The 13609-nt window shown below is 39.4% G+C and carries 6 protein-coding genes; 2 read left to right on the plus strand and 4 right to left on the minus strand.

Annotated elements, in window-relative coordinates; translation table 11 throughout:
* Positions 1 to 2: 2 nt before the first annotated feature.
* Complete coding sequence (locus AABJ44_RS13595) at positions 3 to 6047, minus strand: Ig-like domain-containing protein (protein ID WP_338369583.1); 6045 nt, start codon at positions 6045 to 6047, stop codon at positions 3 to 5.
* Between the two features lie 137 nt (positions 6048 to 6184).
* On the opposite strand from AABJ44_RS13595, the gene AABJ44_RS13600 reads away from it, so the two are divergent.
* A complete protein-coding gene (locus tag AABJ44_RS13600; RefSeq protein ID WP_338369584.1) occupies positions 6185 to 6928 on the plus strand; it encodes an NAD-dependent protein deacylase in 744 nt (247 codons plus the stop codon).
* On the opposite strand, the gene AABJ44_RS13605 is transcribed toward AABJ44_RS13600, so the two are convergent.
* The 3 genes from AABJ44_RS13605 to AABJ44_RS13615 are packed head-to-tail and all read right to left on the minus strand — an operon-like array spanning position 6925 to position 12511.
* A complete protein-coding gene (locus AABJ44_RS13605; RefSeq protein ID WP_338369585.1) occupies positions 6925 to 10053 on the minus strand; it encodes a hypothetical protein in 3129 nt (1042 codons plus the stop codon). The genes AABJ44_RS13600 and AABJ44_RS13605 overlap by 4 nt on opposite strands.
* The gene (locus tag AABJ44_RS13610) at positions 10025 to 11758 is read right to left on the minus strand and encodes a putative ABC transporter permease subunit (protein ID WP_338369586.1); all 1734 of its coding nucleotides are present in this window, start codon (positions 11756 to 11758) and stop codon (positions 10025 to 10027) included. Before AABJ44_RS13610 ends, AABJ44_RS13605 begins: the two co-directional genes overlap by 29 nt.
* A 9-nt stretch (positions 11759 to 11767) precedes the next feature.
* Positions 11768 to 12511, minus strand: a complete 744-nt coding sequence (locus AABJ44_RS13615) for an ABC transporter ATP-binding protein (protein WP_338369587.1) — start codon at positions 12509 to 12511, stop codon at positions 11768 to 11770.
* 180 nt (positions 12512 to 12691) lie between these two features.
* Here AABJ44_RS13615 and AABJ44_RS13620 point away from each other — a divergent pair, with 180 nt between their 5' ends.
* The gene (locus AABJ44_RS13620) at positions 12692 to 13591 is read left to right on the plus strand and encodes an RpnC/YadD family protein (protein WP_074643887.1); all 900 of its coding nucleotides are present in this window, start codon (positions 12692 to 12694) and stop codon (positions 13589 to 13591) included.
* The last annotated feature ends 18 nt before the right edge of the window (positions 13592 to 13609 follow it).

Genomic DNA, 13609 nt, shown 5'->3' on the forward strand with positions numbered 1-13609 from the left:
GCCTAGAAGATATTCGTTCTAAATCCAACTGCAATCTGTGGAATCAAACTCTTTATGTTTGTTCCTGAGACGTCGGTAGGGATAAACCACAGTGAGCCTTCTGTATACATTGAGAACGAACTGAAGGCTTTCACATTCTGAAGTTTAATTCTTGGGAATTCAATCTGTGCAAGCAGAGAAGAAAGAATCTGTGATTTTCCACTGTTCGTCTGTGTAAACATTGCAAATTCAGCACCTACACCAAAGCCTGCATAGAGCCAGTCCCAGTCGTGACCAAGGAAGAAGCTGAATGGAATAGAAGCAATACTTGCAATAATCTTAAGGCTGTATACATTTCCACCGTAACGCATATCTGTAAAATCTCTCTTGAACAGGTTAGAAACTGCGTCACGCTGCTGCTGTGTAAACTGACCGTAAGAAGCCTGTACCTTTACAACGTCATCGAAGAAGGTAAGTCCGGCACCTACAGAGAACAGTGTTGCACCCCACAGACGGAAGTCTAAGTACAAGCCCTGGATGAATGAAGGAACTTCGTAACTTGCTTTATCACCCTTACGCAAAGCAACAGTTACATCCTCAAGTTTTACATCATCATTTGAAAGACCTGAAGCATTAAGTACCTGGTTATAACGACCACCATTAATTGGAGCAATCAGGCGGATTGAAGGTGCAGTATTATCAACCTGAATGATTGTTCTTGTGATAGCTGTTTCACCGTTCTTCATCGTAGCGCGGATGAGGAAGAAGTGATATCCTTCTGCAATATCCTGATTTTCTATACGGTACATCCACTTTTCATTCTTAGAAAGCTCTGTGAATGTCTTACCGTTATCAAAACTCAATTCAATCTTAGCAACCTTCTTAGCGGCTGTTGCTGCCTTCTGCTCAGGAGTTGCTTCCTTAGTTCTAGAGAAGAGGAGTTCATCTTCACTGATAGAGTAACCTGCCTGACCTCTGATGTAAGGACGGTTGATTGCAAAGTCACCGTAAGTAAAGTTATCAATCTTAATCCATGGTCCAACAGGACTATAAGTAATAGTCTGTTCGCGAGATTTTACAGTCTTTCCATTAGCAAGAACTGAATCTACACGATAAGTGTGTACACCTTCTTCAATATCTTCTGGACCAAGATCAAACTTAAAGAAGCCACAATCTGTAAGGGTTGTATCTGAAACCAGCTTATTATCAACATAGAGATTCAAGAGTGTAATTTCACTTTCAGAAGCAGCCTGTCCATAAACTGTGAACACACCGTTCTTATGTTCTCCGTTGAGTGGATACAGAATATCTACAGTTGCAGGAGCAATATTCTTTTCAAGGTGAATATTGCGACTGACATTAGTTATGTTTCCAGCCTTATCTTTTCCAGTAAGTTCTACGTTATAGAAGCCGTCTGGAAGATCACGCATATCAATTGTTTCACCAATAATACGGTCAATCTTAATCTTACGGATACTTGGTGCACCACCTCTTTCAAGGTTTCTGATTGTAATGTAAAGATCTGTAACCTCTACGTTATCATAAGTATTACCAGAGAAGAACAGCTGACCAGTTGTTGTAGAATCATCAAGCGGCAATTCAAGGTTCAGGTAAGGAGCATCGTTATCGATATTGATAAGGCTCGAGTAAAGTCCCTGAATACCATAGTTATCTGTTACCTTAAGGAAGACAACCTGAGTTCCACCAGGAATAGCACGTGTATCTACTGTGTAGCTCCACTTTTCTGTTCCTACAGCCTCGTTATAACTGTTACCGTTATCAAGCGAAACCTTAACATTTGCAATTCCGTTCTTATCGCTTGCCCAACCAGAAATTGTAACAAGATTACGTACAGAAGTATCGATTGTAGGCTTTTCTACAGCACCCTTTGGCTCTTCAAGAGAAATACGGTAAGTACGTGAAACCTCAGGTCCCTTTACACCATTGATATCAACAGCATAAACAGTAACTGTATGCTCGTTATCTACCATTGTATCAAGAGGTACATCAATTGAGAAACTTGTATTCAGTTTGTACTCTGCATCTGCATTAGTCTGCTTGAATACTTCTTTTGTTGATACCTGCTTGTATGAACCGTTATCAATCTTATAGAAGATTGAAGATTCACCATCATCATCGTAAACAACACCCGAAATTGTAAAGTCACGGGTAATTACCTGCATATCTTCCGGTACATGAATTTCTGCACGTGGAAGGTCAGATTCATTATCAATACTGAACAGCCATGATTCTACCGGAGTTGCATTTCCAGCATCATCGGTGAAGACAAATGACATTGCATCGCTTATAGGTGCTTCTGGTGTACCAACATGAGTATAGATAAGAGGATTCAATTCAATTGGCTGACGAACCTGTGCCCTGCCCTTTTCTGGAGGAGCCAGATATTCTGCCTTAGCAAGAAGTCCGTTATCTGATACTTCAAATACAATGAGGTTATCACCGTTTACAACATCAATTTCCTGAGGCTCAACTACTCGAACTTCTGGAGGAGTAACATCCTTATAAGCTGATGTATAAATATAGGTTTCGTGACCCGAAGTATCGCGGGCACGCATATTGATTCTGATAAGACCATCAGGCAATTCAGAAATATTTACATCTTTAGAGAAGGTTACACCAACTCTGTTATTGTTTCTTGAAAGATCAAAGCTAGACCAGTTTTCTCCGTTATCGAGAGAGTATTCTACGGCTCTGATTCCAAGAGGATGAGCTGCAGTTCCCGAAAGTCTAAAGGTATTTCCTACCCACTGGAAAAGCTCTGGAGTTACAAAGTTGATTTCAGGTGCACTTGTATTTGCAATAAAGTTCAACGGAGAAGAATTGTGTGCATCACCAAAGCGGTCTGTAACTCTTACAACCACATTCTTATATACTCCATCTTTTTCTGCATAGAGAGTAATAAGATTTCCATCAGCCTCAGCAACAAGACCTGCAGTTGAAGAAACCAGTTCTACTCTAAGAGGAGCATTGTAATTTACATAATAGAGGAATTTTGAGCCATTGCTCAAAACATAGTTATTATCAACTTCATCATATACAGTGCCAGTAGCAGGCATTGGATAGATTCCTTCTTTATCATTGATAAGTTCAGCCTCTGCCTCACGTACAACTGTGAAAGAACCTGTTACTGTCTGCTCAAGCGCACCAGCCTTAATTACAGCACTGAGTTTATTAACACGAGAAGGAAGATTTGTTGCAGGAATTTCTGCAATCCAGCGCATTGGTTCTTCTAGAGTAGGCTTAATAAGCTTTGCAGCACCTTTTTGTGTAACAGAACCACCGGCAATTTCTTCACCTGTTATTTCGAAGTTTACAGAATTAACAACCGCGCCAGTATCAATATAAAGACGGATTGTTGCAATATCTTTTGAGTTGTAGCCAAGAACAATCGGCATACCACTCATATAATCAGCATCATTGATCTGTACAATGTGTGCAGAAAGAGAAGGCTTTTTAACTGCAGTGAACTTTCCAGCAACAGGCTTACCATCTGTAGTTGCAGTATTAAAGCTTACAGGATTATTTCCTTCTACCATTTCTTCGCGGAAATAAGTCTGATAATCTGCTTCAAGTTCACCCTGATAAACTGCTACAGCATAAACATCAAAGCCATCTGCCCAGAATACTGCAGGTGCTTTTGGAACAGGCATCTTTCCATTCTGCTCTTCTACATCTGGAATATTCTTAACTGCAAATGCCTTGGCTTTTTTGTTTCCGCCGGCACTTTCAGCAATCAATTCTACGATATGAACACCGTAACCATAGTCTTCTGCATTAAAGGTAAATTTGAATGAACCGTCTCTTGAAACATCAATTGACTTAAGATCATCATTTGTAGAAGGAGCTGTTGTAGTTGCAATAATTCCCTTCTGAATATCTACCTTAGCAGACATTACTCTGTATTTAAGACCACCAACACCAGTTTCACAGGTAACTTTACCACTTACAGCAAAAGAACCTTCAAGTCCATTAAGTGCATTTGATTCTGAGTAATCACTAATTGTAATTTCAGGAAGAGCAGTATCGGCACGGAATCTCAAAGGACGAGATTCAATAGTCTTTCCTTTGTCTGTTTTGATTCTTACAACAACAGGATCTGAACTTCCAATTGCATTCTGTGGAATAAGGCGGATTAAATTGCCTTCAAGTTCAACCTTTGCAAACTTTGTTGATGGAACCAGCTCTGCACTTGCAGCATTAGCTCCAATCAGATAACCGGTAACAGGGAAGTCTGGATTACTTATGATTGAACCGTCTTCGTCTACAGTGCTGTCATCAAACACAACAACAGGCTCTTCACTCTTAACAACTGTAGTATTAGTTACATAGTAAAGTGCTCTATAAGTTGAAACACGACCAATCATATCTTCAGCTTCAATTGTAAGGTTCATTACACCCTTAGCGCTTTCCGGAAGAATTGGAAGTGTATATGTATAAGAAGTTGCATTCTTAAGTTCTGTAGAACTTTCTGCAAGACCTTCTTTACCCCACTTAAGAGATGAAGAAACCCTTACAAGACCTACTCCAGAAGTAATTCCCAAACTGAAGGTACGTCCACTTTCCGGATGGATTTCCATACCGTTTACAAATTCGTTTCCGTCTTTTCCACCATTAAGTTTCGCTTCACCAAACTGAGGAGCAATTCCGCGGGAAACAATATTAACTACTACAGGATTTCCAACAACATCATTTACATCAACTGCAGTAACAGTTACTTTATGATTTCCTGTTGAAAGTGCTTCTGCATCACAAAGATGATAGTAGAATACACCCTTTGTTTCCTGAATAATCGGCTCATTATTATCAAGCTGAATTCGAACTTCCTTTACACCATCAGGATCTGTTGCAATACCGCGTACAAAAAGCGGATCTGCATCACCAAAGTTCTGACCTTCAGCAGGTTCAGAAACCGATGTTACAGGCTTGTCATTTTCCTGATTTAAAGGAATATTGCGGCTTACGTCTACAATATTGCCTGCACGGTCTTTAGCATGAATTGTGAATTTTGTCGCTTTATCTTTGATTGCAAGTGTGTCTACATTAACGGCCCAGTAAGGGTTACCAGGAATAAGATCAAAGGTGCCAGACTGAGAACCGAATGTCCATGAAAGTTCTGTTACACCAATTGTATCCTTTGCATAACCGGCAACTGAGAATTTACCGTCCATAACCTGACCTTCTGCCGGATAAACAATTCCAACATCAGGCTTAGTATTATCTATAAAGTACAGGAATGAATACATTCCCACAGAACCAGCCATATCTACAGCCTTAAACCAGAGAACAGCAGGTCCATCATTAAATTTCTTTGTATCAACTGAAACTGTGAAATCACAAAGAGACTTATTCTTGTTTCCGCCGAACTTAAGAGGTGTGAAGTTTTCGCCGTTATCTACAGAATAATAAAGCTCTTTAATTCCGTTTCCATCCGAAACAATACCGTCAAATTTAACATTTCCAGAAACAAGAATACCCATTGTCTTGTCCTGAACTTCTGTTACAGGTTGTTTACGGTCAAGCTGCCAGGTAAGCACATAAGGGTTACTTACTCTTGGCTCTTCATTTATATCGTAACCAATTACTTTGATTGTATGGTCACCTTCTTCAAGGTCATTTGTATCGAGGTAGTAAGACCAGAATTCCTTTCCATCTGCAGTAACTCGTTTTTCAGTCTCTTTTCCTTCATCAAGAATGAGTTCAACCCGTGATACACCATCATCATCAACACATGTACCTACAATATTAAGGTTACCAACGACACGCATGTGAGGATACGGGTTTGTAATACCACAGATTGGAAGGTCAGATTTTGGATCCAGATAAAGGTTATGAGGTCCTTCAATATGAACATTACCACCAAGGTCGCGGGCTGTGATCATAATATTGTACTTGCCCGGCTTGCGGCTATCCAGATCAAACTGTTCCTGCCAGCTGTTCATGTTTTCAACTGAAATTTCTTCAACATCACCTTTTCCGTGTGCAAAAGATAATCCTGCAACGAACACTGAGAAAATAGTAATTAAGAATACTTTTTTCATCTTATCCATGTAGCACCTCTATATATTTTTTGCAAAATCCTTTTAATTTAAAATCCCTCATTTTATTATCGGTAGGAATATACTATTTAATTAGAAAAAGTTAAGTTATAATATATTTAAGAATTTTTTAATCAGGAGAACATACTATGAGTACAACAGACATTTCCATTTTACAACAGATTATTGATAAAAGCAAAAAAATTGTATTTTTTGGTGGAGCCGGGGTTTCAACCGAATCCGGCATCCCGGATTTCCGAAGTGTGGACGGTCTGTATAATCAGCAGTGGAAATACCCGCCGGAACAGATTATAAGCCGCTCTTTCTTTTACCAGAACACTCCTGAGTTTTATAGATTTTACCGTGCAAAACTTTTACCACAGGGAATTAAGCCAAATGCAGCTCATTATAAACTTGCTGAGCTCGAAGCAGCCGGAAAACTGCTTGCTGTAGTTACTCAGAATATTGATGGACTGCATCAGCTGGCTGGAAGTAAAACTGTTTACGAACTTCATGGCAGCACATTAAGAAATTACTGTCTGGACTGTCATGCTTTTTACGATGAAAAGATTATTATTGAAAGCGAAAATACTCCTGATAAACTGCCTCACTGCCCAAAATGTGGAGGACTTATAAAACCTGATGTAGTTTTATATGAAGAAGGTCTGGATCAGAGAGTTATTGAAGGTGCTGTAAAAGCTATAAAGGCTGCCGACACACTCATTATTGGCGGAACTTCACTTACAGTGTATCCGGCAGCAGGTCTGATTGATTATTTCCATGGAGATAACCTGATTCTGCTGAATAAATCAAGCACACCTCAGGACAGAATGGCAAATCTTGTAATTCACGAACCAATTGGAGAAGTACTTTCTCAGATTTCGGTAAATTAAAAACCATTCATACTGAAGCCAAGTAAAAGTCTTATTCTCTCCTGCGGATTCAATTCTTTATAGGAATGAATTGTATAACTATAAATTACATACAATTCCATTTGATAATTTGGACTCGCAAAAAGTCCGACGTTTGGAGTCAGTTCCAGACCGGTTTTTATATAAGCAGAATCCAGATAATAACCTCTGCCATCTGAAATTGCATCAAAATACTCTGGAAGATGAGCTGCCTGAAATCCGTTTTGAGAAGCTGAACCTGCAGTTCCAGTTGCAGAATATCCAAGATTTATGTAAAAATCATTCAGATAAACAGCCGTTATTCCTGGAAGTGCCTTCTGAATATCCATAGAAAAGGCCACGACTTCTACAGATGCATCAAAAACAGGATAGCCTATAGTGATTTCTGGTAATCCTTCTACCGGAGTAGAATCCTGTTCGATATCTACATAGCCGTAATTCGAAGAAGATGGTAACAGCGTAAAACCGGCAGTAAGAGGAAGATTATAAGTAGAACCATATTTTGATTCAAAAGGCAGAAGATGAGGTATACAAATCTTTAAGCCCGCAGAAACTACAGAAAGATTAAGCAGACTTTTATCCGGTGAAGCCAGTGGCGCAATATATCGATTTCCAAGCCCGACCGCAGCACCAAATCCTCCTCGTTCAAAACGTCCTGGTCCTGTCTTTCTGATATTTGAATACTGAAGCTTTAAGGTATCTGATACAGAAAAATTACTCTGACTGTTAAAAAGAGCTGTTGCAGTATTAGTGATTATAATAGAAGAAATCCTTCCGGTTTCAATAACACTTGAAATGTCGGAAACAATACCACCATGCTGCCAGCCGTTTTTATTGAACTCAGATTTTATTGCTGTCTGAGATTTAAAAAGCGAAGTTTCAGTTCCTTTGTTGATTGTAAGAGAAACTCCAGTAGCCAGTGATACAGGATTAAAACCTGCGGTGAGAGTATATAAATCGTCAGTTCCGCTAGTCCACGGATTTGCAGTTATATAGGTAGCTCCAATCATAAAATCATATATATTTGAAGCATAAGTTTCCTTTGTACCAAAGTATTCTGATTGATAAGTGCTCAGAGGCATAAAAATGCCATGAAGTAAATATGGGAATGGTTTGTATGGGGTTGTCTCAGAAATTAAACTACCGATACTAGCCTCCCCGACATCGCCGCCAAGTTCCGCACTAGTCATATCTTCAACCGCGGCGGCGGCCTCCCCGGCTATTGCACCGTCCACTTCCATAATCTCCGCAGAGCCGGTTCCGTCCCTCAAACACAAAACGCGGTTCTGGCGCAAAAACTTTCCTATATAAACAATTTTCCCGTTCCACAAAACCGGCTCAAATATTCCACCGGAAATGTCCTGAGAACTCAGAATCAACCGTGCAGACATTTCCAACTGGTAGTGACCGACATCTCCCATAGCGCCGTCCACCTCCAGTTTTCCGAGCCGTGGCAAAGTGCCTTTCTGGGCGTAGGAAAAATAGAAAGTTGCAGTGTCAGGTGAGAGGGCGGAGTTTTCTGAGAGCTCCGCATACGACAGCGATCTCACCGCCATTCCCTCAGGGAAAATAAATTCGCTTATCGGAGTTCCGTCCAGGGAAGTCACGCAAAGGCTGTATGTGAGACGATTTTTCTTTATCCATGCAAAAGCTCCGTTGTTCAGAGCCGTAAACGCAAACGGATTTATTTCTACATCAAGTTTTATTTCTTTATGCAGTTCAGTACCTTTTATCCGGCGGCCAGACTCCTCAAGTAAAAGTTTGTAAATTACAATTGAATAATTCTGGTCAAAATACTTCTGCGCCACAAGATAAAAGCCGCCGGCTCCGTCCTCTACAACAACGCCGTCCTTAAGGCCTTTTTCTTTTACAGAATAAAAAGACTTTCTGTCAAAATCATATAACTTAATGCGAGCAACAGGGCCCGGCGCATTTTCACTCATATAACTCACAGCCAGAAAGCGACCGTCGTTCGAGAGCCGCACCCCGCTTATTCCCTGCTGAGAGAAAAGCTTATGAACAGCTGGTGCCGGTGATTTGGAAGAACTCCGACCATCACTATAACCATCAGCTTCGAATACTCGTGAACCATATTTATCCAGCCAGACAAGCCGGCCACCCGCAGAACTCAAAGAACCATAAAGAGAACCTGCATCATTTAATCTTGAAAAACCTGACCTCTCCGGTTCAAAAAAATCATAAACCAAACCAGCCTTTACAGGATTTGCTGCGACTTCCGGAACCTCATAAGCTTCTTCAAACTGACTCCATGCAGTCCGTAACTTTACACCAAAAGATTTTTTGAAAGCCTTTGCAACAGTAAGATTTTTTCCGTTTACAATGCGATACCAGAATTCCGCATAAGGCTCCATTCCATATTTTTCCTGAAGCCACTGATGAAAAGCTCCGTTAAAGAAATAAGGTGCCCCACTCGGAACATTATCGGCAGAGCCCGAAACATCATGATACGAAGGAAACGCTCCTTCATTTTTTGCCTGTTTTACATAATGCTTTGCGTATTCATCATTAAGGCGGCCCTCGCCTGCTGCACTTTCACTTGTAACAGTTGCGCCCTCGGCCATTCCGGTTGTTACGGTAAGCATACCGGGCGCCACACCATCACCAAAAATCTTTCCAACACCGCGCCAGAAACCGCTTTTCATATTGTAAGTAACAGCGTGAGTTAATTCGTGACGGAAAGTAGAAAGGAGAGTTTCACTAAAAACTGCAAGCTCGCTGGAACCTGCAACGGAAGTATCATAAATAGCAATATGATTATAAGGAATTGCAGTCCAGAACGCATTGAACTGTTCAACTGCAGGAGTAATGACAACCGGCATTCTAAACGAAGGGACCAGTCCATATTGACCGGCAACCTCTTCGTATACCGTGTCGGCTTTTTCGTAAAGAATTGCAGCACTTTTTTCACAGCGCTCAGGGTAAATAATATCAAACCATTGAGTTTTTGCTACACGAAGATTTTTTTCACCCCAAAACATTCCACTGTGCGCAGAAAGTTGAGCACATAATAAAAACACGGCAAGCAGAGAAATAAACTGCCTGTCGTTATTCAGTTTTTTACATATCCTGAAGTCTTTTTTCTGCATATCTGAAATATCCCGCTCCTAGAGGTGCAGAAATTATAACATATAAGATGCTTAAAATCACAATTGAAATCATCTTCTTTGGCAGAACAAAAATAATCAGCAGCAAAAGAATCACAATTGTAAGCATAGAAATCAGCATTGACCACAGAACATTAAAATTCTGCTTAGTTGCAGCAATCGGATTTTCCCAGTTCAATTTTGGATTTATTGTATCAATAAACATATCAATAAAAATCAAAAATATAGAAACCGAAACCGAAAAAATCACCATCATAAAGCAGATAGCAATAAAATCTGTCAGTGAAAACGGAATCTTAAGGATAGCATAAGCAGCAGCCATAATATTTATCATTACGATATTCGAAATTCCTATATAAAGCAGAGCATGCCAGAATTTCACTTTTACAATCATATCAAACTTAACAGGCATTGCTTTAAGATCATTCAAAGACTTTCCTTCCCGGGAAAAAGAAGTAGTAGCAAGATTTGCAAAAGTTCCGCAGAAAATTACAAAGGCAGCTCCAATAAGCGCTGTATAATATTTGATAGAGTTTAAGTCTTCTGGAGTAAGCTTAGCAATTTTTGTTCTAAAAGAAACTAAAAGTCCATCGATAGATTCTCCAGTAGCTATAAAACCTATTCCAAAAGAGAGAAGAAAAATTACCGGAAAGAGATAAACAAAAAGCGGACCGTTAGCAAAGAAAGCTGGTTCTCTGACAATGTTTCTGAAATCGCGGACAAAGAGCGCATGAAAAACAGAACCCGAACGAACATCTTTTTTAATAACCTCTTCGGCCTTTTCTGAAGAAATCTTTTTAGTCTTTTCATCAGAAAAACCATTAAGACTTTTTACATACATTTTTCCAACTAAAGGAACAAGCACAAAAAGTTCAACACAGCCCAGAGCTGCAAGAATCAGAATAGGAATGATTTTGCCATTCAAAGCACCGGAAATATACATAAACACCGGAACCTTAGAACTGAACTCAAAAATCATATCGATTGAAGAGCCAATCTTTTCGCTTACAAACTCCGGATTAGAAAACGAAATAGATACAGAAGAATTCATAAAGCCATAGCACATACAGAACAAAATAAGCAGAACTGTGGCAACTCCCGTAAGCAGCTTCTTTTTTCTAAGCGCCGGCACAAAATACAAAATCAAAATAAAAAGCAGATAGATTACAAAAACGGCAGTAACCGAAAATGAAATTGCCGAAACTAAAAAGCCCAGGTAAAACAGCGGATTTACAAGCAGCCCTTCATTATAGCCATATACAATTGAACTGATTGTAAACATTCCAACACCGAATATGGCATCAGCTATAAATGAAACTGTAAACTTTGCACCCAAAAACTGGCCGGGAGTAAGCGGAAGACTCATCAAAAATTCGTCGCCCTTACCTGTATAATAGGAAGATGCTACAGAAGTAAAGCCAAAGAACATAATCACGGCAACTGCAACCATCATAGAAACAAAAGGCATCATATGCTGATTTCCATTGCCAGCCAGATAATTGTAAGTACCAGACATATAAAGATAATACATTCCAATCATTACACAGAAAATGTAGATTGCAACAAGAATAAGAAATATGCTTTTTATGATACCCTTTGGCCCTTTCTTAAAGTTTTCCCGAATCTGGGTAAACACATTCTCATTTGTAACCAGAATCTTATAAAGTTTTAAAATCATAGAAATCATGGCGGCCTCTTACTGTGCTTTTGCAGTGCTGCCAATCATTTCCAGGAAGATATCTTCAAGTGACTGACCGTCTTTTCCATGCTGTTCTTTGAGTTCACTCATAGTTCCCTGAAAAATCAGCTTTCCCTGTTTAATAATTCCAATACGGTCGCAAAGCTTTTCTGCAACTTCCATTACGTGAGTAGAAAAGAAAACAGTTTTTCCTGCATTAGCACGCTCGCGCATAATTTCCTTTACGATAAAAGCAGCCTCAGGATCCAGACCAACCATCGGTTCATCAAGAATCCAGTTCTGAGGATCTGTAATAAGGCTGGCAATCAAAAACAGTTTCTGCTTCATACCATGGCTGAAAGAAGAAATCTTATTATTCAAAACTTCTTTAAGCCCAAACTTTGTACAGTAGTTTTCAATACGCACCTTGCGGATATCTGCAGGAACCTTATAAACATCACCAATAAAATTCAGATATTCAATTGCCTTAAGACGAGAAACAGTTTCCGGATTATCAGGAACAAACGCAAACTGACGCTTAGCAGCTACCGGGCGTTCCTTAATTGAAATACCATCCAGCTCAAGCGAACCTTCATCCGGCTGAATTATGCCCGTTAGCATTTTTATAGATGTAGTTTTACCGGCACCATTAGGCCCCAGAAAACCAAAAATCTCACCATTATTCACAGTAAGCGAAAGCGAATCCACCGCCTTCACCCCACCCTTGGTATATGCCTTTGAAACATTTTTAATTTCAAACATTTTTTTCCTCCATTTTTTTTACTATAAATGATTGATGCTGTTTTTTCAAATTTAATCAGGATTATTTCTCAAATATTGCACTTTTCGTTCTGGTTTTACTAATTATATAGAGAGGAATTTCTATCAGAATCTTTATTCGGCGGAGGGAACAATATCTAAATGATTTTAAGAGGTGAACAAATGGAAAGTCAAGAAACAACACAGTATAATCGAGAATACAAAGACAGACTTTTTAAGTATATCTTTGGTAAAGACACAGAAGACAGTAAAAAATGGCGACTCCAGCTTTATAATGCGCTCAACGGCACAAATATTACCGATCCCGATGCCCTTAAAATCAATACTATTGAAAATGTAATTTACATCAGCATGCATAACGACATTTCCTTTTTAGTTGATACAGAAATAAATCTTTACGAAGAACAGAGTTCATGGAATCCGAACATGCCGCTCAGAGGGTTCTTATACTTTTCAATCCTGTATCAGTTATATCTAAAAGATAACAATCTATCCATTCTCAGTCGACATAAGGTAATGATTCCTCGTCCCAGATTTTTTGTTTTTTATCATGGAAAGAAAACAGATCCTGATACATGGAAACTTAAATTATCAGATTCATTTCTTGGAAACCAGAAAGAACATGGTGATTTTGAATGGACCGCTACAATTATAAATCTTCGTCCAGATGAAAATGTTCCACTTAACAAAAACTGTACTCCGTTGTATCATTATGTAAAGTTTGTCTCTATGGTAAGTTCAAACATGGATGCAGGCATGGACAAAAATAAAGCTATCGAAGAAGCTGTTGATGAAGCCATAAAAGAAAAACTTCTTGATAACTTTTTCAAAATCAATAAAGCGGAGGTAATTGGTATGTGTTTAACTGAGTTTGATGAAGAACTTGCAAAGCGCACATGGCGCAATGATGGCTACATCGATGGCCGTTCCGAAAAAGCAAAGGAAGCTGCCATTAACCTCTTAAAGATGAATATTCTTTCTCCAGAACAAATTGCACAAGCCGCCGGCCTCTCGTTAGAAGAAGTCCTCGAACTTCAGAAAAGCATTCTGGTAAAAGCCTAAAAAATAGCCCCGCCACAA

Source organism: Treponema bryantii (assembly GCF_036492245.1).
In the GTDB taxonomy this organism is placed as follows: Bacteria; Spirochaetota; Spirochaetia; order Treponematales; family Treponemataceae; genus Treponema_D; species Treponema_D bryantii_C.